Here is a 25,674-nt window from a genome sequence, read left to right as displayed (position 1 = left end):
TTTCCGTCATTCCTGCACAGGCAGGAATCTACCCAAAGCGCACTCCCAAGGTAGATTTCCTAAATCGCAGCTGACAAACAAGAATGAAGAGTTGGCGTGCAGCCAACACAAATAGGCAGAACACCATGACAACCATCACTACTGCATTCCAAGACGCAGTTCATGACAGCCAGCACTGCTTTCGATTGCTATTAAAAGCAATGTCGGAGCCAAGCGAGATTGTTAGGCTCACTAAAAGCGAAGGCTTTGGCGCTATGCACAAAGCATCAACGCAAACGCTACTCAGCCTTGCTGATAACGCAACGCCAATTTGGCTATCACCATCGCATCAAGATGATGCTGCGATTCGTGAGAACATCCGCTTTCACTGCGGCAGCCCAATGACAGAAGAGCAAAACGACGCCTCATTTGCCGTGATTGCTGAGCGCGATCTCGCCACTTTTGATTGGACCAACATTGCTTTCAATACTGGCTGTGAAGAGTATCCAGATCAATCGACCACTGTGATTGTGGAACTAGGCACGCTTAGCAGCAGCGCAAATCACAACCTAGCTCAAGACGGCGTATCACTGACGCTTGCGGGTCCAGGTATTGAATCAACCACCACGCTTAACATCGGCGATGTACCTGTGGGTTTTCAACATTTCTTGCTTGAGCGCCAACAACGCTTTGCCTTCCCGCTTGGCATTGACTTGGTCTTGGTTAGTGATGATGCCATCGCTTGTCTCCCACGCACCACTCATATCGAGGTGAACTAATGTACGTTGCAGTAAAAGGTGGCGAGAAAGCCATTAACAACGCTCATCAACTCCAAGCTCAGAAACGTCGCGGCAATCCAGAACTTGCAGAGCTTACCGTTGCACAAATTAGTGAGCAGCTATCTGGCAGTGTTGACCGCGTAATGACCGAAGGCGGTATCTATGATCGTGAGTTAGCCGCACTTGCAGTGAAGCAAGCCAATGGCGATTTAGTAGAAGCGATTTTCTTACTAAGAGCTTATCGCACAACTCTTCCTCGCTTATCGGTATCTGAGGCAGTGAATACCAGCGAGATGCGCATCGAGCGCCGTATTTCGGCGACCTATAAAGATCTTCCGGGCGGCCAGGTTCTTGGTCCTACTTACGATTATACCCACCGCTTGCTCGATTTTAGCTTGCTTGCTGAGGGTGAAACCCCACAGGTTGATACGTCGGAATCGACGGCAATGGAAGCGTGCCCTCAGGTGATGGGAATTCTGGAAAAACTGGATCTGATGACCGCTGAGCAAGACAACCAACAAGTTCCTGAAGACATCACGATGAATCCTGTGAATTATCCATGTGATCGCAGTGCACGCCTACAGAATCTTGTGCGTGGTGATGAAGGTTTCTTACTAGCGTTAGGTTATTCAACTCAGCGTGGCTATGGACGCAATCACCCGTTTGCGGGGGAGATTCGCATCGGTTTTTGCGACCTATCCCTGGTGCCAGAGGAGTTAGGGTTTTCTATCGATATTGGCGAGATTGAGCTAACGGAATGTCAGATGGTGAATGGCTTTGTGGGCAGCAAGACTGAGAAAGCCAAGCTGACACGTGGCTATGGTCTTACATTTGGTTCTACTGAACGCAAGGCAATGTCGATGGCTTTGGTCGACCGTTCGCTGCAAGCCGCTGAATACGATGAAGCAGTGGATGGTCCGGCTCAAGATGAGGAGTTTGTACTGTCTCACTCTGACAACGTAGAAGCAGCAGGCTTTGTTTCCCACCTGAAACTGCCTCACTACGTCGATTTCCAAGCCGAGCTTGAACTGCTTCGCAAGATGCACAAAGAGCATGAAGAACTTACTCAAACTCAAGGCGAGCAGCAGGAGAGCCAGTCATGAGCCAAACACAAACCAACACCCATGCACAAGGCGTGACCGGCTACAACTATGGTTACCTTGATGAGCAAACCAAACGCATGATTCGCCGCGCGCTACTTAAAGCAGTTTCTATTCCGGGCTATCAAGTCCCGTTTGGTGGTCGTGAGATGCCAATGCCTTATGGCTGGGGTACGGGTGGCGTGCAAATTACCGCTGCGATCATTGGTGAGGCCGACACACTAAAGGTGATTGACCAAGGTGCGGATGACACGACCAATGCTGTTTCGATTCGAGAGTTCTTTAAGTCGGTGGCCAGTGCGAAAACTACCGAAAAAACTGTCGATGCGTCGATTATTCAGACACGTCACCGTATTCCAGAAATTGGGCTTTCGAAAGATCAAATTCTGGTTTACCAAGTGCCAATCCCTGAGCCGCTGCGCTTTATTGAGCCTCGTGAGACCGAGACTCGAAAAATGCATGCCCTTGAAGAGTACGGAATTATGCACGTCAAGTTGTATGAAGACATCGCTCGTTTTGGTCACATTGCAACTGCGTATGCGTATCCCGTTCGGGTTAATGACCGCTACATCATGGACCCATCGCCAATTCCGAAGTTCGATAACCCGAAAATGGACAACATGGCGGCACTACAGCTATTTGGTGCTGGTCGTGAAAAGCGTATTTACGCCGTTCCTCCATACACTAAGGTGCAGAGCTTAGATTTCGAAGACCATCCGTTTGAGATTCAAAAATGGGATGAGCCTTGTGCTATCTGTGGCGCGACGGACACATTCCTTGATGAAGTCGTGATGGACGACGAAGGCAATCACATGTTTGTCTGTTCCGATACAGACTATTGCAGCGAACAAGTGGAAAAACAGCAAGCTGAGAAGATGGAGAATTACGCATGAACACGTCAGCGCTAGTCAATCAAAACAAACATAGCAATGAGTATGCTGATAGTGAGCAGCCACTTCTTTCAGTTCGTAATCTCACTAAGCTTTATGCGCCGGGTAAGGGCTTTACTAACGTATCGTTTGATCTGTTTCCTGGCGAAGTGCTCGGCATTGTCGGCGAATCTGGCTCAGGTAAAAGTACCTTGTTGAAATCACTATCAGGTCGTCAAACTCCAGATAGTGGCGACGTGCTCTATATTCGCGGTCGTGGTGAAGACCAAATTACTCAGCTTGAAGACTTATATGAAATGGCCGAAAGCCAGCGTCGTCAGCTATTGCGCACGGAATGGGGCGTGGTTCATCAGCACCCTATGGATGGGCTGCGTGGTCGTGTTTCCGCGGGCGGTAACATTGGTGAGCGTTTGATGGCGGTTGGCAAGCGCCATTACGGTGATATCCGTGAGGAATCAACAAAATGGCTAACGGATGTCGAGATCCCACAAGATCGCATCGATGATATGCCAACGACCTTCTCTGGCGGTATGCAGCAGCGTTTGCAAATTGCCCGTAACTTGGTGACGCATCCGAAGCTTATCTTTATGGATGAGCCAACAGGTGGGTTGGACGTGTCGGTACAGGCGAAACTACTCGATCTATTGCGCCGCCTTGTCACAGAACTGGAACTTGCCGTTGTTATCGTAACCCACGATTTAGCCGTGGCTCGCCTACTTGCTCATCGCTTGATGGTGATGCGTCGCAGTGAAGTCGTTGAGACAGGACTAACGGATCAGGTTCTCGACGATCCTCAACACCCATACACCCAGCTACTGGTTTCTTCTGTCTTGCAGAACTGATCGCCGAACTAAGGATTTTCAATCATGACAACTCAGACCAAAATCAAAGTTTCAAACGTGAGCAAAACCTTTGTTCTGCATAATCAAAATGGCATCGAGCTCGACGTACTACAAGGTGCGGACTTCAATGTAGCTAGTGGTGAGTGTGTAGTACTGAACGGTCGCTCTGGCTCAGGTAAATCAACGCTACTTCGCGCCTTGTACGCCAATTATCTGGTCGATACCGGTGATATTGAGGTTGAGCACCAAGGTCGCTGGGTCAATATCGCAACAGCGCAGCCACGTGAAATCATTAATGTTCGCAAACACACCATCGGTTGGGTAAGCCAGTTTCTGCGCGTGATTCCACGCATTAGTGCGCTTGAAGTCGTAATGCAGCCGATGCTGGAAATGGGCGGATGCCGCACTCTCGCTGAGCAAAAAGCGAAAACCCTGCTTACTCGTCTAAATGTACCAGAGCACCTATGGAATCTAGCGCCTGCGACGTTCTCTGGTGGTGAGCAGCAGCGCGTCAACATCGCGCGTGGCTTTATCGTTGATTATCCAATTCTTCTGCTTGATGAGCCTACAGCTTCACTGGATGCTACCAACAGCGCTGTTGTCGTTAGCTTGATTCATGAAGCTAAGCAGCGTGGCGCAGCCATTGTCGGCATCTTCCACGATGCAGCGACGCGCGATCAAGTCGCAGACCGACTCTATGACGTGAAAAAGCAGATTGAGCAGGAGAATGCTCAGTCGAATCCAATCTCAGCATGCGCATAACGGGAGAACGCAGCATGATTATCACCAATGTAAATTTGGTTCTTGAGAACGAAGTAGTAAAAGGCTCAATCGAAATGCGTGACGGCAAGATCGTCAGCATGTCGGATTCACAAAGTCAGGTTGCTGGCGCGTACGATGGCGAAGGTGACTATTTGATGCCGGGCTTTATCGAACTGCACACGGACAATCTGGAGCAATACTTTACGCCTCGCCCGAAAGTAGATTGGCCACCATTCTCCGCGATGAGTGCGCATGACACCCAGTTGATTGGATCGGGTATCACTACTGTGCTTGATGCTGTAGCGCTAGGCGACTTTAGAGATGAAAAGCGCCAAACTAACTTGGATCTATTTATCAGCACAGTTGTCGACAGTCAAAAACGCAACCTGACACGCGCTGAACACAGGCTACACCTACGCTGTGAAGTGCCGCATGAGACGACCGTTGGTATGTTTGAAAAGTATGCCAATTTGCCTGAGGTGCAGTTGGTATCGCTAATGGATCATGCGCCAGGTCAGCGTCAATTTGTCGATGTAGAGAAGTATCGTACTTACTACCAAGGCAAGCATAATCTGTCAGACAGCGAGATGGCGGAGTTTGAGAGAAAGCAGGTCGAGCTCTCTAACCGCTGGTCAACGCAAAACCGTAATGAGATCTGTCGTCAGTGTCGTGAGCTTGGTATTCCGATGGCAAGTCACGATGATGCGACTATCGCCCACGTTCAAGAATCAAAAGATCTTGAGATGGTGATTGCTGAGTTCCCAACGACGGTAGAAGCCGCTAAAAAGTCTCATGAACTAGGTTTGAAGGTACTAATGGGCGCGCCTAACGTTGTTCGTGGTGGTTCTCATTCTGGTAACGTGGCAGCACATGAACTGGCGTCTCATGGCGTTTTGGATATCTTGTCTTCAGACTACTACCCAATGAGTTTACTTGAAGGTATCTATAAGCTCTCTTGGGATGAGCGTAACAGCCTGACCTTGCCACAAGCAGTACAGCTCGTGACCAAGAACCCTGCTGAAGCTCTGAGCCTGAATGACCGAGGTGTAATCGCCGAAGGCAAGCGCGCAGATTTGGTATTAGCCAAGCAAGTCGATGGCCACCCATTAGTGGCGCGCGTGTGGCGTGAAGGCAAGAAGGTATTCTAGCCAATGATAGACGTACTTAATTTAGAAGCATCTTCGGATGCTTCTTTTTCATCAACGCCATCCTCGATGTCTGGGGCGACTGATACCAAGGGGAAGATCTACTATATCATTGGCCCCTCTGGCGCTGGCAAAGATACCCTAATTGATGCGATTCGCGCAGAGTTTCCCGAAGACATTATTGTTGCCCATCGTTATATCACTCGTCCGTTTGGCGCTGGTGGAGAAAACCATATCGCCATCAGCGAAACCGAGTACTTCTCTAGGCAAACCAAAGGGCTGTTTGCAATGAGCTGGCAAGCGCATGGTCTTTGTTATGGTGTAGGCGTGGAAGTGAAGTCTTGGTTAAACAGTGGATTCTCCGTTGTTCTCAATGGCTCGCGAGCGGAGCTTGAGCAAGCAAAGCAGACTTTTGGTGATGGTCTAGTGCCCGTTGTTGTGAATGTAAATCTAGAAGTGCTTCGTGAACGTCTAGAGTCTCGTGGTCGTGAATCAGCGCAAGAGATTGAGCGCAGGCTCAAGCGGGCAACGGACTTTGCCATTGCTAGTCAGCAAGGTTGTCATCATATCGATAACAGCGCTGACATTGCCCACAGTGTCGACCAATTTCGTCAAGTGCGAGCAAAGCTTGAGGAAGCGCAGTCATGAAATTGGTGATGCTTGGCACCGGAGACAGTGCCATGGTGCCTGTATGGGGTTGTGACTGTGAGATATGCTCAGCAGCGAGGCTTGATAAGACACTGCGCCGAGAAAAAAGCTCCGCGTATCTCGAGCACCAAGGTCGCAAACTGCTTTTGGATGCCAATGCCTCCGATCTTCTCGATCGTTTCCCCTCAGGTACGATCGATAAAATATTGTTAACACACTATCACATGGACCATGTCCACAGCTTGTTTGATTTACGCTGGGGGAAAGGGGCATCAATTCCCGTTCACTCACCAGACGATGCTAAGGGCTGTGATGATCTCTACAAACACCCTGGCGTACTCGACTTTTCTTTCCGAGCTTATCCTTTCGAATCCTTTGAGTGGCAGGGTATCACGGTCACGCCGCTTCCTCTTATCCACTCCAAGCTGACTCTAGGTTACGCCTTTGAATTTGAGGGGCAGAGTATTGCGTATCTTACGGATACCAACGGTTTGCCTAGTGAAACGACTCAGTGGCTTAAAGAGCGAAGCCTTGATTGGATCATCATTGATTGTAATTACCCCCCCATCGAATGCGAGCAAACCAGGGTTAGCAATAACCACAACGATCTCTACCAAGTGGAGAAAATAGCAAAAGACACCCAAGCGAAACACATCGGCATCATGCATGTGGGGCATGAGCTGCTGCTTTGGGCAAAACACAATCCGCAACGCTTTTCAGGCCAGTTTCAAATTCTCAATGACGGACAGGAGATCCTATTATGAGTCAGCCACTATCACCAACACTATCTGCTGCGCCAAGCGTCACACCATGCAGCAGATTACATCGCACAGAATTGGGTCGCTGGACCGAAATTGCTGAGCGCTGCGTACTCAACAATGTGACCGTGGGTGACTACAGCTATATCCAAAACGATAGTAATCTAATGTTCACCACTGTTGGCAAATTCACCTCTATCGCTGCCGCAGTGCGAATCAACCCAAGCAACCACCCATGGTGGCGTCCAACATTACATCACTTCACTTATCGTCCGGGAAAATATGGACTAGGCGAGAACCCATCCACACTGGATGACGAAGTGTTTAGCTGGCGCGAGGAAGATAAGGTCGTGATCGGTCATGATGTTTGGATTGGACACGGCGCGATTATTCTCCCAGGCCTTACGGTCGGTAACGGCTCTATCGTGGGGGCTGGCAGCGTAGTAACCAAAGACGTTCCTCCATATTCCATTGTGGTCGGCAATCCAGCTCGCGTACTGCGTCCACGTTTTGAAGATAAGACTTTTGGACCTAGGCTAGAGGCGTTGGCATGGTGGAACTGGAGCGATGAACAAATCGCAATGGCACTGCCGCTGTTTCAGAAAGATACAGTGGAGTTTTTGGCGCATTTTGAGAATATGCAGTAGTGGAGCTACTGCTTATTTAACCAAATATAGATTGGGTCTCTTACGCGGTGGAGGAGTCTGTTGCTCGACCACTGGAATACTCTCCACCGTTTCGTTTGCTACCTTGACGTCTTTGTTATCTGTCTTGGGCTGAATAAACAAATGACGCAGATTCGCGACACATGCTATTGAAGCAACGATAGCAAAGAGTATCGATGGGGTGCCTCCCAAAATATCCATATAGAAGATCGCTACTGCGACAACGACGAGAGAGCCGAAAGCGGCGTTGATGTTTGCTTGGCGAGGTGTACAGCTTGTACTTGTTGATTCCATTTTCTACCACCATCTGTGTCAGTGTTAAAACTACTGCGGACCACACAATGGTAAAACATTTGATTCACAAAAAGCCTCGCTTACTCAACAATTTAAGATTTCAATTGGTTAGAACGCACATTTTGAGCACTTGGTATTTTTTTGATGTTGCTGTCGTTGAACAATAAGGTTCCAAACTTACGATGCTTTTTGTCGTGGTTTTATTTTAGTTCTGACAAGGTTTTGCCCCGTTTCGTTGTTTCAAACCATGCCAAAAATCACCGTCATCCCCTTGAAATAGGGGGCTCGTTCAACGCGTTGAAAAGTTGAACTTCGTGACTTAGTCGATTATTTTCAGTTACCTACACGTGGTAGGAGATCCTCACTTTCGTGAGGATGACAAATATCTGGTGAGCTGAGGGGTTGGTATCAACAAGAAACTTTTGTCCAAAAATGAGTTGAAATAGGTAGCTTCCTATTTGTGATAACCAAGCGATTCTATCGTACCTTAATTACCATGCGACTTTGTCATTACGCTAAACAACCATGGTGAACGACCGTTCTTTTTTGATCAGACTTTATTTATCAAAAAAAGGTATTGAGTTTTACAGGCTAACACATAAACGATCAAACTCTATGAGGTGGATCTGCCATAGAAAGATTGACTGATCTCCCAAAGTGATCACCCCTTTGCAAAAGAGAGGTGACCTCAATGACAGATCATGGGACATATTGATTTGCAGAGAAAAGATTCTACTTCTAAATACCCATTTCGGACGTAATTTTCTCAACCCAGTGAGCAATGCGTTCGTCGGTAAGACTGGCCTGATTGTCCTTATCAATGACTAATCCAACGAACTCACCTTCTTCTACAGCTGTAGAATCATTAAAGTCGTAACCGGCTATTGGCCAACGTCCAATTACACTTGCGCCAACATCCATAACTAGGTCGTAAAGTTCCCCTAAGCCGTCAACGAACTCATCTGGGTAGTTCACTTGATCCCCAAGTCCAAACAAAGCTACTATTTTTCCAGTAAGATCAAGCTCCTCAAAATTTGGGCTGAACTCCTCCCAGCTCTGTTCACTACATTCCGCAGTTAAACCTGGTAATAGTCCCTCTCCATAGGTAGGAGTACCCAGGATCAAGATATCATATTTCGCGAACACATCCGCATCACAGCGATTAATGTTGACAGGTTTATCTGCAACCTCATCTCCTAACTGCTTATGGATAAGCTTTGCCACCTTGCGAGTACTTCCTGTATCTGTACCAAAAAAAATCCCTACACGAGCCATTTTGTTCTCCTTAACCCTTAGTATTCATTGTTAGAGATGCAATTCCCATTCCGAACTTATCACACTGTTTTTTAAGGGATTAATTGTTCATCGTTCGAGAAAAAGTGACACATTGTCGCAAAGTGGACAATTACTCGTCGTCTTGTGCAACCCAGATTAAGGGGCGATAAATCTCAATCCTATCCCCTTCATTGACGACCGCCTCTAGCGAGGAGAGCTTTCCAAATACCCCCACCCTTTGTTGCTCAAGATCAATTGAGGGGAACATGGTCAAGATCCGAGATTCATGGATTGCCGACATCAGCGTAGCCCCAACTTCAACCTCTACCGGAAGCCAAACTTGCTCACTTTCAAGCGCATAGACCACACTCACCTTCATACACTCCCCCTCGCTGTCACCTCTTCGGCGTGCTGTTTTTCTTCACTGACTAGGGTCAGCTTTTGCCTGATCCCAAGTATGGCTCCCAATACTAAAAAGCCTCCTGGTGGCAGAATAACCAACAACAGCCCGTGATAGTCCGCTATCACCGTCATCTCGAGAAATGCAAACTGCTCCCCAAGCAACAAACTCGCGTTGCTAAACAAGGTGCCACTACCGATAATCTCGCGGATCCCACCCAAGGCCACCAGCACCCAAGTAAAGCCAAGCCCCATAGCTAGCCCATCTACAAGGGCTGGCAAAAGCGGATTTCGACTCGCGAAAGACTCCACACGCCCTAAGATGGCACAGTTGGTGACAATAAGCGGAATGAACAGCCCAAGCACCTTATGGAGCGGATGAAGCCAAGCGTTGAGGATGGCATCAATCATCGTCACCAAGGTTGCAATAATAATGATGTTGACGGGGATCCTAACCGCTTTACTGATCATCACCTTGGCGAGGGAAACAAGCACATTGGCGGCCACCATAACAGCGGTGGTGGCGAGCCCTAGGCCTAATCCATTGGTAGCACTGCTGGTAACAGCCAGTAGGGGGCACAGCGCCAGTGACTGACCGATAACGATATTATTGCCCCACATCCCTTGACTGACTATCGTTCGATATTTACTCATTGCCTACCTCCTGTGCTAATCCTTTAAGCGCTTGATGAACCCCTTTTACTACCGCACGAGGGGTGATCGTTGCACCACTAAATTGGTCGAAGTCGCCACCATCTTTTTTTACCCTCCAGCCTTGAGTATTCGCGAGTGAAAGGCCGTTAAAGCTAAGCACCCAATCGCTCTTCGCGCGCTCTATCTTGTCGCCTAAGCCTGGGGTTTCGGTATGACTAATAATGCGAACTCCGCTTATCTGTTGATCAAGACCAACGCCAACAAGGAACTGTATCTTGCCTGAATAGCCCTCTTGCTCTCCCTTAATCACGTAGCTGATCAGATTCCCTTGCGCATCTCGCACCATAAAATAGTGATATTCGCTTCCCTCAATAGAAAAAACTTGTCCCTCGGAAAAGACCTGATTAGCAAATGGTTGACCGTCGAGAACCTCGCCAAGCAAGATGTTTTGGTCTTCTTGTATGCGCATCTCGATGATAGGCTTAGTGACGTACTGTGTTGCCACTAGCAAAGTGGCGGCCAATGTACAGCTCAGCGCTAACAACCCGCTTTGATAAGAGACTCTCTGTTTCCAGTTTTCTAGTGACCACTCCATCTCACCCCTCCTTAACTGCTTTGCTACCAAATACATTTGGCCTCAAGTAGTAATCAATCAGTGGTACGGTCGCATTCATGATCAAAACCGCAAACGCCACCCCCTCGGGGTAGTTACCGAAACTACGGATGGTCCAAATCAGTAGTCCACACCCGGCACCGTAAACAAACTGTCCACGGATGCTGGTCGGTGATGTCACCAAATCGGTCGCAATATAGAACGCAGCTAACATAGTGGCACCAGCGAGCAGATGGGTATGAACTGGGAGAAAATCACTAGGGGCCCACCAATGACTTATCGCAGCAGGCACAGCAACGCCAAGCAGCAGCGAACAAGGTATTGCCCAATGAATTAAACGCTTATAAAGAAGATAGCCACCACCCAGTAACAGCAGCAATGCACTGGTTTCCCCCAAGCTCCCAGCCTGGTTACCAAAAAACAATGCCATCGTCTCTTGCGAGGGCAAAGCCTCTGCACTCAACGCCGTCGCCGCCGTCACCCCGTCAAACTCCAACCACGTTAACGGGACAGACACCAAATTGTTGCTAAAGTCGATAGGTGACGGCGCTGACCAAGCTGTCATCTCAATCGGAAAGCAAATAATCAACATCACCCGAGCCAACATGGCTGGGTTAAACAGATTCTGCCCGAGCCCACCATATATCTGCTTTCCAACAATAATCGCAAAGCTGCTACCTAACACTCCAATCCACAGCGGCGCCGTTGGAGGAAGACTCATGGCGAGGAGCATTGCCGTCAGTAAGGCCGAACCATCAAAACAAGCGAGCGGGCTTCTCGCCATCATTTTTAAACATGTCGCCTCAACCACCACCGCAGTTACAGCGCAGGTGAGCACAAGCTGCAAGGCATTGAGGCCAAATTGATACACGCCAAATACTAACGGCGGTACTAAGGTCATGCATACGATATACATGATTCGTACACTGGAGTTTTCACTGTGTGAGAACGGGGCAGAACTCAACTCATAATTAATCATTGACCACCTCCTCTGTGGACTGACTTCGCGGTGTGCGTGCTCTTTTTTTACGACCAGCCGCTTTTGCAGCTTTCGCGGCTTTCTTGGCCGCAAGTTCGGCCGCTAGTCGCTGCTTTCTTGCTTCTGTCAGTGCTTTGGCTTGCGCCGATTTTTTCGCCGTTAGCTCTGTGGCTCTGATCGCCCCTTTAGCGTGCTGAAAATATTGAACTAGAGGTACGGATGAGGGACACACATAACTACACGCACCACAAGACAAACAGTGCTCAACACCGAGTCGTTGCGCTTGCTTAAACTCCGATTGACGAGTCTGTGCGGCGATTTGGAATGGCATCAACCCCATCGGACAGGCACGAACACATTGCCCACAACGAATGCACTCTTGCTGCCGCCTAGGTTGGACCTCTTGCTCTGAAAGCGCTAATACACCACCGACGGTCTTATCGATTGGAACTTGGGGGGATGTCACTACCTGACCCATCATGGGACCGCCAAAAATAAGCCGCTCAGTATTCTCGGCAACTCCACCACAATGAGCAATAAGGTCTCGTACTGGTGTCCCTATAGGCACCACCACGTTTTGCGCTGACTCAATACCTTTACCTGATACGGTCACGATGCGAGACACCAGTGGATGCCCATAGGCCACCGCATGAAAAACAGCCTGAGCCGTGGCAATGTTGTTAACCAAGATCCCTACCGAGGTAGAAAGTGCGCCCAAAGGAATGGTAATGCCAGTGACCGTTTTGATCAGATGTCGCTCCGAACCCATCGGATAGATGGAGGGCACCATCACAACCGATATGTTGTTATCTTCTGAACTCGCAGCGCGCATACGCTCAAATGCTAATGCTTTATTATCCTCAATACCCACAATAGCCTTGCTGGCACCGCTTGCTTTCAGTAACAGGCGGACTCCGGCTATAACCTCCGCAGCATGGTCTTGCATGGTGAGATCGTCACAAGTCAGATACGGCTCGCACTCACCGCCATTGATCACTAGGGTATGTACCTTCGCTTGACGGGCAAACTTCATCTTTGCGGCGGTAGGAAATCCTGCTCCACCCAGTCCAACAATGCCGGCATTGTCGATCATATCGATGATTTGCTCAGCCGAATGACCATAAATATTCCCTTTCGGTTTGACGACTCCCCAACTTCGGTCTTGATTAGCACGAATGACGATCGTTTGTGCTTTGATCTTAGAAGGGTGCGCCGTTAGATAATTGGTAATATCGGTGACAATGCCATTCACCGGCGCATGCAGCGGTGCGATCATGGCTGTGCGACCAACGGCGATAACCTGACCTCGCACGACTTTTTCACCAACGGCAACTAACGGCTCTAACACAGCGCCATTACGCAATTGCAGACTTAAATAGACAGCCTTCGGCCAAAAGTTCTTAGCGATCGCTTTATTGTTGGTTAACGATTTGTACGCCCTTGGATGAATTCCCCCTTTGAATGGGGCTGTAAAGTTGATCCGCATATTCGTTCCTTGAAGCTAATCAGCTAGCTTGTTTTACATCTATCGGCTTAGGCCAAAACCATGCCGCCACATCCGGGGTCAGAGGCTCTATGCTTAAACAGTCTTGTGGGCAAACCTGCGAGCAAAGCTTGCATCCGGTACAGACATCCTTGATAACGGTGTGGACCTGTTTGTTTGCGCCGACAATGGCATCAAACGGGCACGCTTTATAACAACGCGTACACCCTGAGCATCGAGCCTCTTCGATTCTAGCAACCCACACCTTGTCATCTTCGCTACGCTCAATACTCAATCCGAGAAGTTCGGCAACAGCCGTCGAGAGTGCGGTACCACCAGGAGGGCAAGAGGTTGGAGCAAGCGCCCCTCGAACCATGGCTTCTGCTGCTTGGCGGCATCCTGGTTCGCCACACTGACCACACTGGCCACCGGGCATAAGGGCTTCAACCTGATCAACCAACGGGTTAGATTCCACCTTGAAGAGCTTGGATGCGAAGCCTAGTATCAGCCCCAATAAGCCTCCGAGAACAAAAAAAACGATTACAGCTATCATTACTTCTTCCCTTTCTAAACCATGCCAGCAAAGCCCATAAAGGCCATTGAGAGTAAGCCTGCGGTAATAAAGGCAATAGGTGAACCTTGCAACGCAGCTGGCACTCGGTTGAGGGCTAACTGACTTCGTAATCCCGCAAAAAGCACAATCACAATAGTGAACCCGACTGCAGAACCGATGGTGAACATCAAGGTGTTGAAAAACGACAGACCATCTTGAACCGCGAGCAACGCCACGCCCAAAACTGCACAATTGGTGGTGATGAGCGGTAAAAATACGCCCAGAGATTGGTAGAGCACAGGATCGTGCTTTTTCACATAGAGCTCGGTGAGCTGTACCACCGATGCAATAAGCAGAATAAAGGCGATAATCCTCAAGAACTCCATGCCCAAAGGAGACAACACATAACGATCGAGAAGCCAGGTACTTAGCGACGCAATGGTGAAAACAAAGGTGGTCGCGATCCCCATTCCAAGTGCACTACTGATTTTGTTCGATACCCCCATAAAGGGACACAAACCCAAAAATTTGGCCAAAATGACATTATTGACAAATGCCGCGCCGATAAAGATCACAATTCCCTCTGACATCCAACGCCCTCTTTTACACTTTTGATGTCTGGGATGTTTGCACAGCTCATGCCAAGCAAAGAATGCACTATAAAAGTTCAATCGGCTCCATAAGTTACCGACTTCTCTAGTTAATTTCCGATTTTTGGCGCGCAACGCTGTTTGTCGCAAACCCTACAAAGCCGTTTGACTTGTGCATAATTTGTCCAAAATCAAACAAACTTAGTTCTTTTAGCCATTGAATTCATTTACATAAGCGATTGGAATGGTTAATGCATTGATGCTCATAACGCGCTAGACAAGGAGTGGGTTATGATTCCAAAACAGAATTCGAACTTGACGGAAGGGCCAGAAACAACGGCGATGACGCCATCAGCATTATTTGGCTCTGCTATTTTCAAACATATCGTGTCAAACGCTCCCGTTGCGATTGCCATCACCGACAGTACAGGCAATATGTGTGAGGTTAACCAATGCTTTAGCGTAATGACTGGCTACGATCGCGAGGCGCTAATCGGTAGCAATTGCTCGATGCTCTCGTACCAAACCACCCCCAAAGAGGTTTATCAAGCGCTGTGGCGTACTATCAGCGCTGGAAATACTTGGCAAGGACGCTTAGTTAACCGAAGAAAAGACCGCAGCCTCTATATCGCTGAGCTAACCATCACCCCCTTTATCAGCGACTGTGGACAAACCTTTTATTACACCATTCAAAAAGACGTCACCGAGCAGCATCGGCTCGAGGTAGAGCAGCAAAACCACGTCGCTTTATTTGAGCAGGTGCTAAGCTCTGCCCCCATCGCCATGGGGATCATCGATAGCCAAGACCGAATCATATTTAGCAATGACAACTACAGTAAACTGGCACAGTCACTCAGCATCGATCCGATGTCAAAACTATCGAAACACTTGGAATGTCAATGTGGGCAGCCCTCTATAACTCAATATCTCACTGATTCACTGACAAATAGTCAAACTTTGTGCCTTGACGAAGACAGGGAGCCTAACGAGCGATGGTTAGAGTACATTCTAAAAACGGTACCCTATAGTGACATCGCAACAGAAGCCTATTTCGACACTCATACCAGTTACTGCACCATCATTGGCATCATTGATAGGACCAAAGAAAAAAAACAGGTTGAAGAGAAACGGATCACGACCATCTCCCATATCACCAGTGACAACAAATATGTCCACACGCTTCAAGAAGTCATGATGGCCACACAGCATCAACTTCAAGGACCGTTAAACATGATAGAGTCCGCCACCACGATACTGAAACAAAATAATCATGCCTGTCCCGGCCTAACTGCAATGGACAGTGCAATGGCATCGGCCCAGCATGCTTTACAGGAATTAAAGCGAGCCATCCCAGAGCGGCAACCTGAGGCGCTTCAGCCAGTAAACATCAATCAACTGCTGGCCGACGCTATCGCAATGAACACTAAGATACTGATCAAGTCATCCACGGAAGTGACATTGAATCTAACCTCCGACCTACCAAGCATTTCCGGTAAACCTTATCGACTGCTTTTGGCGTTCGACCAGCTTATCGAGAACGCCGTTGATGCTATCCAACAAGCCAAACAATTCAACGGTCAGCTTTTGATTACCACCGAGCAGAATGACGATGAGGTTATCGTTTCCTTCGAAGACAATGGCTGTGGTATCCCATTAAATATGCGACACCGAGTATTTCAACCTTTTCACAGCAGCAAACCTGCTATCAAAAGCGGCTGTCATGGCATTGGCTTGACCATAATTCAACAAGTCGTCAATGACCACTCGGCATCGCTAACGATTGACAGCAGTTGCCACGATAGTGGAACTGTGTTCCGACTGATTTTTCCAACCACCAGCTGAGGAGAAAGGCCAATGAATGACATCCACTCCATCGCTCAAATGGAACACCTTTTGCTCACCTCAATGTATGAAATCAGTCGTGAGCTTAACAGTAGCTTGAACTACTGCGAATCCACCAGCCGTGTGTTGAGAATACTTCACGAAGAGTGCGGATTACTCTGTGGAATACTCGCGATTAAGGATGTAGCAAGAAACATAATGCTGGTAAAGTCTGTCCACTCGCCTTATGGAGAAAACAGCTCCGTCGATACTAATGTGAGCTACAAAGCGGGCGAAGGTATTATCGGAGAGTTCTTGTTGCAAAATTCAACCATCGTGATCCGCGACCTTAGTCGGGACATGCGCTTTGCCAATAAGCTTGCCTTGTATGATTACACCAAACCATTTATCTGTGTGCCATTGAAGGATGCCGCAAACCACACGATTGGAGCGCTCTCCGCTCAGCCTCTATATAGTTCAGATGACTATATCTCTGTGTTGTGTCGATTCTTAGAGATGATTGCGAGCTTGATAGCGAAAAACGTATTACTCGCCCACCAGGTCGAAAACAAGCAGGTGCAGCTTCAAAAAGAGCGCGATGGGCTACGGCGAAAGGTTCGTAACAACTACAGCTTTGACAACTTAGTCGGTCATACTCAAGCCATGCGGCAGATTTTTGAGCAGGTGCGATTGGTTGCTAAGTGGGACTCGACCGTACTGCTACGCGGAGAATCAGGCACAGGGAAAGAGGTCATCGCTAACGCTATCCATTACAACTCATCGCGCGCCAGCAATGCGTTCGTCAAACTCAACTGTGCAGCCCTGCCAGACAACTTACTAGAGTCGGAGCTATTTGGTCACGAAAAAGGCGCATTCACTGGGGCAGTTAAACAGCGTAAAGGGCGGTTTGAGATGGCCCACAATGGAACCATTTTCCTTGATGAGATCGGAGAAACCAGCCCAGCCTTCCAAGCGAAGTTACTGCGAGTCATTCAAGAGCAAGAATTCGAGCGCGTGGGGGGCGTCGATACGATCTCGGTTGATGTTCGGATAATTGCCGCCACCAACCGTAACCTCGAGGCCGAGGTTGCAAACGACAGTTTTCGAGAGGATCTCTACTATCGTCTTAATGTCATGCCGATGCAATTGCCGCCGCTGCGCGAACGACTGCCCGACATCCCTGACCTAGTGGATTTTATGATAAATAACTTAAGTAAGAAGCAAAAGCGCAAGCTTTCGATCACCGATGCTGCGCTGCGAGTGCTGATGTCACACTCTTGGCCCGGCAATGTGAGGGAGCTGCAAAATACTATTGAGCGAGCGGCGATACTGACTGAGTCTGGTGTAATTGACCAGAACGTCATCTCATTTCCAGACAAGCCATCGATATCAATGCCGCATGCAGGACAACCGCCACAGCAGCGCTCAGCGGTCCATCAACCCGTCACTGAAGTGGGCAGGTTCGCGCCGGTCGATGAACGTCAAGCCGTCATCGATGCTCTCGAGCAAACCGGCTGGGTAAAAGCTAAAGCTGCTCGACTGCTTAATATGACACCAAGACAAATCGCCTATCGCATTCAGATCATGAATATCGATATGAAGCAGTTGTGAGCCATTGTCAGGTTTCGGACAATTGTCGCATCAACAACCCAATAAGTCATTGTAACTATTTGTTTTTATTAAACATGAATAGGGAACAAGCCTTGCAACGTAACTCTTCATAACAACATATCGGAGAGGTGATTTATGCCAAAAGAAGCGAAAATAATAGACGAAAGCCCAGGGAGCAAAGTGAGCCATTTCTTTCGAAAGGACATACAAGACAAGATAGAACAACATCCTTGCTATTCTAAAAATGCCCACCAGTATGCTCGAATTCATCTCCCGGTGGCGCCGGCGTGTAATATTCAGTGTCACTACTGCAACCGAAAGTATGATTGCAGTAATGAATCTCGCCCTGGTGTTGTCTCTCACCTAGTCGACCCACACGGTGCATTCAAGCGCTACCAAGCCGTCGCAAGCCGCTCTCCCAATTTAAGCGTTGTTGGGATTGCGGGCCCAGGAGATGCTCTCGCTAACCCTGCTGCCACCTTCAAAACACTTGAGCTCGTTCGTCAGCATAATCCAGAGGTGCAGCTGTGTATCTCGACAAATGGACTTGCGCTGGTTGACTACATCGAGCCCTTACTCGCCGCAGGCATTAATCATCTCACCATCACGATTAACTGTGTTGATCCACATATTGGCGCAAAAATATATCCATGGATCTACTTTGACCATCGCAGATTGAGAGGTGTCGAAGCGGCATCAACGCTGATTAAGCGTCAACTTGAAGGGCTCGAAGCTGCCGCTCAAGCCGGTATGCTGGTCAAGGTGAATACCGTCTTGATCCCCGGCATTAATGACTCACATATCGAGGCGGTTGCAGAAAAAGTCAGTCAATTGGGGGCCATGCTCCACAACATCATGCCACTCATCTCCGATCCTAAACACGGCACCTACTTTGGCATTTCGGGACAGTCAGGTCCCAACGAACAGCAACTAGACCGTGCACGTCAAGACTCTGCGAAACATATCGCCCAAATGACACATTGCCAACAATGCCGAGCTGATGCCGTGGGCACTCTTGGAGAGCCCTGTAGTCAAGCCGAAACCATCGAGGCACTCCCGACTACACACTATCGTGTTGCAATTGCGCACCAGAGCCCATCTATTGAGAACGTCATTCAGACCCATTTTGGCTACGCCGATAGATTTGATGTTTACACATTCGACGTGAAACGAGCACAGTTTACTTTCGAAGAGACCCGCATTGCCTCTAAATACTGTCGTGGTCGTAACGATTGCAACGACAATGAAGAGTACAAATCACTGCTAATGGATACCATCAAAGATTGCCAAACCATACTGTGTTCGCGAATAGGTATCACCCCATGGCAACAACTTGAGCGCTTAGGTATTACACCCAATATCGACTTCGCATTTACTAAAGTTGAAACCGCGCTATCTACACTGGCATTAACAATGGATCTTGACATCCAAACAGAGGTAAAACATGAAATACGTCATTACGGATAAATGCATAGGCTGCCACGCTTGTAAGTTGGTATGCCCAAGCCACGCAATCTCTAACAGTGCTGAAGATGACCGCTTTTTTACCATTCATCCAAATCGCTGTAGAGGTTGCGTCGGCACCTTTGAGCACCCTCAATGCGTCTCGATTTGCCCTGTTGAGGAAGCAATCAACGATCAGTTCGGCAAGATAATGAACCCCAAAGGCAGCCTCACGGGTTTGTGTGTTTAATTTAGCTGACAGCAAGGCGTGACTTATCATTTAAACAAGACACGCACTTTTAAAGGTAAGTCCTACCTAATTTACCGGACATACACCAACTTGTGCTAAACAGAATTGCGTTACGAAGGTTCATTGATTAATACTGTGAAACGCGATTTTCCTGAGTTGGATAAAAAATATCTAATGATCAGCAGAAATTAAGGACCGTCAGTCACAATAATAGAACGAGCTATGACAGCGCAGCCGCTGGATAAAAGTGTGTGTCCCTTAAAATGGGGGCTAATCGCCAAAGCATTCACTGTAGCTGCTGCATTCTCCGCAACTGGGGGCTCGGCAAATATAGTCGCCGCCTTGTTGGCAGAGTTGTCGATAGAAAAAGCGTTTCCAGCGCATATTGTTTTGATTTATTTGGTGTAGCTCAGGGAAGTAGAAACTAATCATTTCACCCAAGACTTGACGGCTTGGGAGTCCTAGATCGGACCATAGATGGCTTGGCCCTAGGCAGGTCGATGCGACAACGTGAACCGCTTCAGTTAAGTACCAACAATCCTGGCGCCCATAAGCTATCAACAGCTCGATAAGTTGCTGCCGTTCATCCTCGCGTTGGGAAAAAGCAGTTGGTAAGTCAATCTGTTAGAGTTTTGATGTATCGCACTATTCACTGAGTTTTGTCGAGGAAACGCGCTGTAATACAGCTGTTCAAAACACCAAGACTCAAGCCCCATATAAGGTGGTTGCGCCGTCCTCCCCTCACTATAAGCCGTGAGCATCGGACGCCAAAATGCCTCTAGTTCGTACTGTTTTGTCACACTGCCTCCGTGTCGAGTTAACAAATTGCCACCGACTTTATCTGTGCCCATACGACCTGCCCCTTCTCGAGTTGCAACTGCAAAGCGGAGCGCTGAGTGATAAGCGCAAGTAACCGACTCTTATTTGCCAGCTCCAGCACCACCATCTGTTCACCGAGTCTTTTCGCTGGCGTGCACTCAACAATACTCGCGGGTAAGATGTTGAGAATAGAGGTTCGCTCGGGAGCGACCAACGAAATACTGACATCGGATGCCAGCACACGACAACGATGGGTTTCGCCAATAACGCCAACATGTTGGGGGATGAACAGCGGCACCTCATCCCCGACACTTAATGCCGTGATCTGGTCTTGATAATGATGTGTCACTTGAGCATCCAGCACACAGCCCATCTCCTCGCCAAACAGAAACTCAAACTGTGGATCGGCCATGATTTGTGCCGCAGGTCCACTCGACACCACTTGTCCTTTTTCGAACAACACCAAGTAGTCAGCGAGGCGAGCCACTTCAGCAACGCTATGGGTGACATAGATGATTGGGATCGATAGCTCTCGATGGAGCTTTTCAAGATAGGGCAGAATTTCCGCTTTGAGCCCATTGTCGAGCGCTGATAGCGGTTCATCCATCAAAAGTAACTTAGGCGAGGTTAACAGCGCTCGAGCAATCGCCACCCGTTGACACTCGCCTCCTGATAAGTTGTGTGTCCTTCTGCTCAACAGGTCACTTATGCCTAGCAAATCACAAATGGTTTGTTTATCGACTTTTCGTGCCTCGACACCAATCCGTTTTCTCCCAAACTCGAGGTTTTCATCGACCGATAGATGAGGAAACAGCCCTGCCTGTTGGAACACATAACCAAGCTCTCTTTGATACGTGGGAGTAAAACAACCTTCACGACTGTCCTGCCACACATCACCCTGCAGAGAAAAATAGCCTTGGACTTGTTTGTCTAAGCCCGCTATCGCTCGCAAGCAGGTCGTTTTTCCCGAACCTGAGCGACCAAACAGCACAGTCACCCCCGTTGCAGGCAATGATAGGTCAACCGCCAACTGAAAATCTGAATAGGTGATGTTAAATTGCGCAAGCATTGCTCCCATATATGCCCTCCTACTGCGCCCATTGGCTATAACGACTGTTGAGCCAGTACATCACTAGCAAAGAGACAAAAGAAAACAGCACCATTCCACCTGCCAGAATATGCGCCTTTTCGAACTCCAACGCCTCTGCATAGTTGTATATTTCTACCGATATGACTTGCGTTTTTCCTGGTATATTGCCACCAATCATCAACACCACCCCAAACTCGCCGAGTGTATGGCAAAACCCCATGATCGCGGCCGAAAAAATACCAGGCCACGCAAGAGGCAGCGTGACGCTGCGAAAGCTGTCTAACGGTGATGCCCGCAACGTCGCAGCAACCTCCAGCGGTGTTTTGCCAATGGCCTCAAACGAGTTTTGCAGTGGTTGCAATACAAAGGGCAGAGAATGGACGATACAAGCGATCGCAATACCTGAGAATGAAAACGCAAGCTGGGGCAATCCCAACCACGCAACAATTTGGCCGACCGGCCCATTAGGACCTATCAGCAACAGTAAATAAAAGCCCAATACCGTAGGTGGAAGCACCATAGGCATCGTGAACAATGCAATCACCACTGCCTTAAAACGGCTAGACGTAATAGACAACCACCACGCAACAGGTACCGCGATCAATAGCACCCACACCGTCACCACTGCCGCTAGTTTGAGCGTAATAACAATGACGCTCATATCCAAATCCCACATACTGAGCACCTCGGTTAGCGATAGCCAAAGTCTTGAATAATGGCTTTGGCCTGAGGTGAACGCAGATAGGTCATAAATGCCTGTGCTGCAGGGTTATCGCGGCCATGATTGAGTAGCACCGCATCTTGCTTGATAGGCTCATAGAGCGAGTCTGGTATCTGCCAGATGGTTCCTGGCAGCAGTTCGCCATCTTCTATCACTTGTGACATCGCGAGGAATCCGAGCTCGGCATTGCCCGTGACGACATATTGATAGGTGGGATTGAGCCCCTTACCCATGACGACTTTAGGTTTCAGTTTGTCAGAAAGATCAAGCTTCTCCAACACCTGAGTGGCGGCGACTCCATACGGTGCAACCTTGGGATTAGCAAGGGCGATATGCAGGAACTTGCCCTGTTGTAAATAAGAGATGGGGTCGATATAGAGATCATGAATCGGGGACCAAAGAACAACACGCCCTTCAGCATAAGTCATCTGCTCGGTTGCAAGCTCATTCTCAACCAATGCAGTCGGGCGTTTTTGATCTGCAGACAGAAACACGTCATAAGGCGCGCCATTTTGCACTTGTGAAAAGATTTGCCCAGACGAGCCGGTACTGACCACCAACTGATGACCGGTTGCTTGATTGAAGCTATCGACCATCGCATGTAGCGGTCGATTAAAGTTATTTGCTACAGCCACCAGTACTTCCGCTGCATGGCTACTCGACGTCATAGCCAATATAAGCGGCAACACAAGCCAACTCATCGCCTGCTTGAGTATTCGTTGTGTTGACATTGCTTGTTTAATAATTGCTTGTCTCAGCATAATGACTCCTATTTTATTGACTTGTTAACTGCGCCATCCATTGGCGCTGGATAAAGGATTTAGCGCGCGACAGGTGTCGCTGCTGTAAAAATGGCAGTACCTCTTCGAAAGGCGCAACGTATGGCGGCTTCGCGTCATGACAAATTACCAAGTGGTAACCAACTTCGGTCTCTATGGGCTGACTAAGAGCACCCTGTTCCAATTCCGCAAGCTCGGCAACAATCTCGGGGTGCAGCTTGCCCTCCTCACACCAGCCAAGCAAACCGTCCTCTAGTGCACTCGGGCACTCGGAGTGCTCAAGCGCTAATTGTCCAAAATCGATGTGCTCACACTGTTTTCGCACCATGTTGATGCGTTTAAGTGCATTATCTGGTCGATTTTCCTCAAAATCAGGGTTGATGGTGATCAAGATTTGACTCAGTTTCCAAGTACGACCACGAGAGAAATCAATCTTATGCTTTTGATAGTACGCCAGCGCCTGCTCACGAGGTAGTTCAGGCACAGCATCCGAGATCTCATCTAATACCTTGTCACACATCAGCTCGCGAGCGAGCGCGGCCTTTAACCCCTCTTCCGTCAAACCTTGTGAGCTCATGAGAGCCTGAAACTGCTGGAGAGAGTCACATTGATTGATACAGGTTTGATACGCCTGTTCAATGTCGGTTTTAGACACCAAGACAGACTGTGCCTCATCACTATTAACGATCCGCTGCTGCAGCTGATATACGCGGTCCACACTGTGTTTCAACTGCGCCTGCTGCTTGTCATCCAACCGATCCGGGTTGAGGTTGTGCGTCTCCGTGGCCATTTTCATCGACAAATACAACCGGATTTGCTTGTCCATAAGCGCTCCTACTTCTTAAATTGATGTTTAAACTATGTCGCTTCGACGACCCTAGCATCGACCTTGACAAAATAACCACCAACGGCAATTTCATACTCCAGCTTCCCGGTATCTAGGTCTCGAAACACACGTTGCACTTCGACGACATCACCCTTAACCGCAATAATGCTGTCTCTTACCTTTAGTGCCAGTGTCAACCGAGCCTTGTCGAGGGAGCGAAACAGACACGGCACCCACTCCAGGTTGACGTCGATGAGTTCACTCTGTTTGATACCAACTACCTGATTGCGAGTAGGAAAAAACACTTGATAGACAATTTGATCCTGCAGGTAATATCCCGAGCTTCGAACTTCCCCAACATCCCCTTGCGCCGCCAGCAACTCCCCCTTGTTGAGCTGAGTAAAGCTGCCATCGTTGCGTACATTGCGAATCAAGCGAACTTGATTACCTATCGGAAACTTCGCATCCCAACACTGCATAGCATCACTCCTAATCAGTCATCACACTCGTTACAATGAGCGCAGTTGCTACTCGCCAAAGGTAGATTATTGCCAATCAACAGATCGCGATAAGCAAGATTCAGGGCCTTTTTGTAGGCTAAATACCCTCTGGGCTCTGGCATACTTGCTAGCGCTCGATGAAAGTTTCTCAGTAGTGTGATGCGTTTAGGGGCCATAATCTCTGGGTCATAGCTCACACCAAAGTAGTCGAGAAAATCCTCCGCCGATGAGAGTGAGGCCAGTGACACCGCTAACTTTTCAGGTTCCATAGTCATCACTCCTAAGCGCAGACTTGGCGCTGCAATAACTGACGAAGATCGTCATTGGACGGGGTGCACTTGTTGACTTCTGCCCACTCACGCAATGACAAGCGAAGTTCATCACACAAACTGGCATCAAGATCATGACCAAGCTGAAGATAAATGGAGTTGATCGCCCGTCGTCCCGAGTGCTTACCGAGAACAAACTCGTGATCACGCCCCACAAGTTTGGGCGAAAACCCCTCATAGGTGACGCCATTTTTAAGCAGCCCATCAACATGAACGCCAGACTCATGCTTGAAGATCGTTTCACCAACGATGGCTTTTTGTGGCCATAACTGTCTACCCGCCGCGCTCATTACGTCACGACACAAAGAAGGCAGTGCTTGCAACACAATATTGGTATCGCCTTTGTCTAGCACCGACATTGCCACTGCGACCTCTTCTAATGCGGCATTGCCGGCACGCTCACCCAATCCGTTGAGCGTGGTATTCACCGAGGTAGCACCCGCATCTATTGCGGCTAGCGTGTTCGCGGTCGCAAGGCCCAAATCGTTATGAGCATGCATCTCAATTTGTAGATCGCTTTCCGCTCTCAATGTTGCAATACAGCGGTGGGTAGCGCTTGGGTCAAGAACACCAAGCGTGTCGGCGAAACGAAGCCGCTTTGCCCCCCACTTCGCCGCAACCTCTGCAAGCCTCAACATCAATGGCATCTCTGCTCGTGAGGCGTCTTCCATACCGATGCAGACGTCAAACCCCATCTCTAACGCCGTTTTTACATGCGACTCGCAGTGAGCGAATAACTGCTTGGGCGTCAGCCCGAGTTTATGGTGAATCTGTTGCTGTGAGACTGGCGTAGATAGGTCCACCCAATCTAGTCCCAGAGATTGAGCGCACTGCAGGTCATAGCGCTTCATGCGACACCAAGCCATAGTCGTTGACTGACGCAAGCAAGCGGTAATGGCCTGTATTGTCTCTTGTTCAGCCCGCCCCATGGCAGGAATTCCCACTTCTAACTCTGGCACACCGGCTGCTTCTAGCCCCATGGCAATGGCCACTTTTTCCTCAGTCGTAAAGGCAACGCCCGGGCTTTGCTCACCATCACGCAGCGTAGTGTCATTGATGATCACTGCCATCGCGTCC

General features: G+C 48.7%; 30 protein-coding genes. 13 read left to right on the top strand and 17 right to left on the bottom strand.

Annotated elements, in window-relative coordinates; translation table 11 throughout:
• Positions 1 to 125: 125 nt before the first annotated feature.
• From phnH to AC6I8U_RS20965, 9 genes are read left to right on the top strand one after another with little or no spacing between them, the layout of a single operon-like run.
• Positions 126 to 758, top strand: coding sequence for a phosphonate C-P lyase system protein PhnH (gene phnH / locus AC6I8U_RS21005; RefSeq protein WP_498018392.1), 633 nt, complete (start codon positions 126 to 128; stop codon positions 756 to 758).
• On the top strand, positions 758 to 1,861 hold the full coding sequence (locus AC6I8U_RS21000) for a carbon-phosphorus lyase complex subunit (protein ID WP_498018391.1): 1,104 nt from the start codon (positions 758 to 760) through the stop codon (positions 1,859 to 1,861). The genes phnH and AC6I8U_RS21000 overlap by 1 nt, the downstream gene beginning before the upstream one ends.
• On the top strand, positions 1,858 to 2,751 hold the full coding sequence (locus AC6I8U_RS20995; RefSeq protein WP_128648164.1) for an alpha-D-ribose 1-methylphosphonate 5-phosphate C-P-lyase PhnJ: 894 nt from the start codon (positions 1,858 to 1,860) through the stop codon (positions 2,749 to 2,751). Before AC6I8U_RS21000 ends, AC6I8U_RS20995 begins: the two co-directional genes overlap by 4 nt.
• On the top strand, positions 2,748 to 3,590 hold the full coding sequence (gene phnK / locus AC6I8U_RS20990) for a phosphonate C-P lyase system protein PhnK (RefSeq protein WP_498018390.1): 843 nt from the start codon (positions 2,748 to 2,750) through the stop codon (positions 3,588 to 3,590). Before AC6I8U_RS20995 ends, phnK begins: the two co-directional genes overlap by 4 nt.
• Positions 3,591 to 3,614: 24 nt before the next feature.
• A complete protein-coding gene (gene phnL / locus AC6I8U_RS20985; RefSeq protein ID WP_252016028.1) occupies positions 3,615 to 4,352 on the top strand; it encodes a phosphonate C-P lyase system protein PhnL in 738 nt (245 codons plus the stop codon).
• 14 nt (positions 4,353 to 4,366) lie between these two features.
• On the top strand, positions 4,367 to 5,500 hold the full coding sequence (gene phnM / locus AC6I8U_RS20980) for an alpha-D-ribose 1-methylphosphonate 5-triphosphate diphosphatase (protein WP_042475237.1): 1,134 nt from the start codon (positions 4,367 to 4,369) through the stop codon (positions 5,498 to 5,500).
• Between the two features lie 3 nt (positions 5,501 to 5,503).
• Positions 5,504 to 6,145: a ribose 1,5-bisphosphokinase gene (gene phnN / locus AC6I8U_RS20975; protein WP_498018389.1), complete on the top strand. Its 642-nt coding sequence runs from the start codon at positions 5,504 to 5,506 to the stop codon at positions 6,143 to 6,145.
• Entirely contained in the window at positions 6,142 to 6,909 is a 768-nt protein-coding gene (gene phnP, locus AC6I8U_RS20970; RefSeq protein ID WP_498018388.1) for a phosphonate metabolism protein PhnP, read from the top strand. Before phnN ends, phnP begins: the two co-directional genes overlap by 4 nt.
• A complete protein-coding gene (locus AC6I8U_RS20965) occupies positions 6,906 to 7,550 on the top strand; it encodes a DapH/DapD/GlmU-related protein (RefSeq protein WP_498018387.1) in 645 nt (214 codons plus the stop codon). The genes phnP and AC6I8U_RS20965 overlap by 4 nt, the downstream gene beginning before the upstream one ends.
• Positions 7,551 to 7,562: 12 nt before the next feature.
• Here AC6I8U_RS20965 and AC6I8U_RS20960 read toward each other — a convergent pair whose 3' ends face one another.
• From AC6I8U_RS20960 to rsxA, 9 genes are all read right to left on the bottom strand, one after another.
• On the bottom strand, positions 7,563 to 7,862 hold the full coding sequence (locus tag AC6I8U_RS20960) for a hypothetical protein (protein ID WP_498018386.1): 300 nt from the start codon (positions 7,860 to 7,862) through the stop codon (positions 7,563 to 7,565).
• A 738-nt stretch (positions 7,863 to 8,600) separates the two neighbouring features.
• Complete coding sequence (locus AC6I8U_RS20955; protein WP_498018385.1) at positions 8,601 to 9,137, bottom strand: flavodoxin; 537 nt, start codon at positions 9,135 to 9,137, stop codon at positions 8,601 to 8,603.
• A gap of 130 nt (positions 9,138 to 9,267) precedes the next feature.
• Positions 9,268 to 9,516: an RnfH family protein gene (locus AC6I8U_RS20950; RefSeq protein WP_498018384.1), complete on the bottom strand. Its 249-nt coding sequence runs from the start codon at positions 9,514 to 9,516 to the stop codon at positions 9,268 to 9,270.
• Positions 9,513 to 10,190 carry an electron transport complex subunit E gene (locus AC6I8U_RS20945; protein ID WP_394153719.1) on the bottom strand — a complete coding sequence of 226 codons (678 nt, stop codon included), beginning with the start codon at positions 10,188 to 10,190 and terminating at the stop codon, positions 9,513 to 9,515. The genes AC6I8U_RS20950 and AC6I8U_RS20945 overlap by 4 nt, the downstream gene beginning before the upstream one ends.
• A complete protein-coding gene (locus AC6I8U_RS20940) occupies positions 10,183 to 10,785 on the bottom strand; it encodes an RnfABCDGE type electron transport complex subunit G (protein ID WP_394153717.1) in 603 nt (200 codons plus the stop codon). Before AC6I8U_RS20940 ends, AC6I8U_RS20945 begins: the two co-directional genes overlap by 8 nt.
• Position 10,786: 1 nt before the next feature.
• Positions 10,787 to 11,782 (bottom strand): RnfABCDGE type electron transport complex subunit D, encoded by a 996-nt coding sequence (locus AC6I8U_RS20935; RefSeq protein ID WP_498018383.1) that lies wholly within the window; start codon positions 11,780 to 11,782, stop codon positions 10,787 to 10,789.
• Entirely contained in the window at positions 11,775 to 13,268 is a 1,494-nt protein-coding gene (gene rsxC, locus AC6I8U_RS20930; protein WP_498019585.1) for an electron transport complex subunit RsxC, read from the bottom strand. Before rsxC ends, AC6I8U_RS20935 begins: the two co-directional genes overlap by 8 nt.
• A gap of 19 nt (positions 13,269 to 13,287) precedes the next feature.
• On the bottom strand, positions 13,288 to 13,818 hold the full coding sequence (locus AC6I8U_RS20925) for an RnfABCDGE type electron transport complex subunit B (RefSeq protein WP_498019584.1): 531 nt from the start codon (positions 13,816 to 13,818) through the stop codon (positions 13,288 to 13,290).
• Positions 13,819 to 13,832: 14 nt separating this feature from the next.
• Positions 13,833 to 14,408, bottom strand: a complete 576-nt coding sequence (rsxA, locus tag AC6I8U_RS20920) for an electron transport complex subunit RsxA (RefSeq protein WP_394153709.1) — start codon at positions 14,406 to 14,408, stop codon at positions 13,833 to 13,835.
• A 291-nt stretch (positions 14,409 to 14,699) separates the two neighbouring features.
• Here rsxA and nifL point away from each other — a divergent pair, with 291 nt between their 5' ends.
• The 4 genes from nifL (at position 14,700) to AC6I8U_RS20900 (ending at position 19,533) form a co-directional block, all read left to right on the top strand.
• Positions 14,700 to 16,250 (top strand): nitrogen fixation negative regulator NifL, encoded by a 1,551-nt coding sequence (gene nifL / locus AC6I8U_RS20915; protein ID WP_498019583.1) that lies wholly within the window; start codon positions 14,700 to 14,702, stop codon positions 16,248 to 16,250.
• 12 nt (positions 16,251 to 16,262) lie between these two features.
• Entirely contained in the window at positions 16,263 to 17,840 is a 1,578-nt protein-coding gene (gene nifA / locus AC6I8U_RS20910; RefSeq protein ID WP_498019582.1) for a nif-specific transcriptional activator NifA, read from the top strand.
• A gap of 180 nt (positions 17,841 to 18,020) precedes the next feature.
• A complete protein-coding gene (gene nifB, locus AC6I8U_RS20905) occupies positions 18,021 to 19,307 on the top strand; it encodes a nitrogenase cofactor biosynthesis protein NifB (protein ID WP_498019581.1) in 1,287 nt (428 codons plus the stop codon).
• The gene (locus AC6I8U_RS20900) at positions 19,285 to 19,533 is read left to right on the top strand and encodes a 4Fe-4S binding protein (protein WP_498019580.1); all 249 of its coding nucleotides are present in this window, start codon (positions 19,285 to 19,287) and stop codon (positions 19,531 to 19,533) included. The genes nifB and AC6I8U_RS20900 overlap by 23 nt, the downstream gene beginning before the upstream one ends.
• Before the next feature lie 270 nt (positions 19,534 to 19,803).
• Here AC6I8U_RS20900 and AC6I8U_RS20895 read toward each other — a convergent pair whose 3' ends face one another.
• From AC6I8U_RS20895 to nifV, 8 genes are all read right to left on the bottom strand, one after another.
• Positions 19,804 to 20,094, bottom strand: a complete 291-nt coding sequence (locus AC6I8U_RS20895; RefSeq protein ID WP_498019579.1) for a nitrogen fixation protein NifQ — start codon at positions 20,092 to 20,094, stop codon at positions 19,804 to 19,806.
• Between the two features lie 256 nt (positions 20,095 to 20,350).
• Positions 20,351 to 21,430 (bottom strand): molybdenum ABC transporter ATP-binding protein, encoded by a 1,080-nt coding sequence (gene modC, locus AC6I8U_RS20890; protein WP_498019578.1) that lies wholly within the window; start codon positions 21,428 to 21,430, stop codon positions 20,351 to 20,353.
• 10 nt (positions 21,431 to 21,440) lie between these two features.
• On the bottom strand, positions 21,441 to 22,103 hold the full coding sequence (gene modB, locus AC6I8U_RS20885; RefSeq protein ID WP_394153695.1) for a molybdate ABC transporter permease subunit: 663 nt from the start codon (positions 22,101 to 22,103) through the stop codon (positions 21,441 to 21,443).
• Between the two features lie 29 nt (positions 22,104 to 22,132).
• Positions 22,133 to 22,924 (bottom strand): molybdate ABC transporter substrate-binding protein, encoded by a 792-nt coding sequence (modA, locus tag AC6I8U_RS20880; protein ID WP_498019577.1) that lies wholly within the window; start codon positions 22,922 to 22,924, stop codon positions 22,133 to 22,135.
• Positions 22,925 to 22,937: 13 nt separating this feature from the next.
• Positions 22,938 to 23,768 carry a peptidylprolyl isomerase gene (locus tag AC6I8U_RS20875; RefSeq protein ID WP_498019576.1) on the bottom strand — a complete coding sequence of 277 codons (831 nt, stop codon included), beginning with the start codon at positions 23,766 to 23,768 and terminating at the stop codon, positions 22,938 to 22,940.
• Between the two features lie 32 nt (positions 23,769 to 23,800).
• Positions 23,801 to 24,247 carry a nitrogen fixation protein NifZ gene (locus AC6I8U_RS20870; protein ID WP_394153689.1) on the bottom strand — a complete coding sequence of 149 codons (447 nt, stop codon included), beginning with the start codon at positions 24,245 to 24,247 and terminating at the stop codon, positions 23,801 to 23,803.
• Between the two features lie 14 nt (positions 24,248 to 24,261).
• On the bottom strand, positions 24,262 to 24,537 hold the full coding sequence (locus tag AC6I8U_RS20865; protein ID WP_394153687.1) for a nitrogenase-stabilizing/protective protein NifW: 276 nt from the start codon (positions 24,535 to 24,537) through the stop codon (positions 24,262 to 24,264).
• 11 nt (positions 24,538 to 24,548) lie between these two features.
• On the bottom strand, positions 24,549 to 25,667 hold the full coding sequence (gene nifV, locus AC6I8U_RS20860; RefSeq protein WP_498019575.1) for a homocitrate synthase: 1,119 nt from the start codon (positions 25,665 to 25,667) through the stop codon (positions 24,549 to 24,551).
• Positions 25,668 to 25,674 lie beyond the last annotated feature (7 nt).

The organism is Vibrio sp. KUL80 (assembly GCF_059725495.1).
This window is presented reverse-complemented; position numbering and strand designations above follow the sequence as displayed.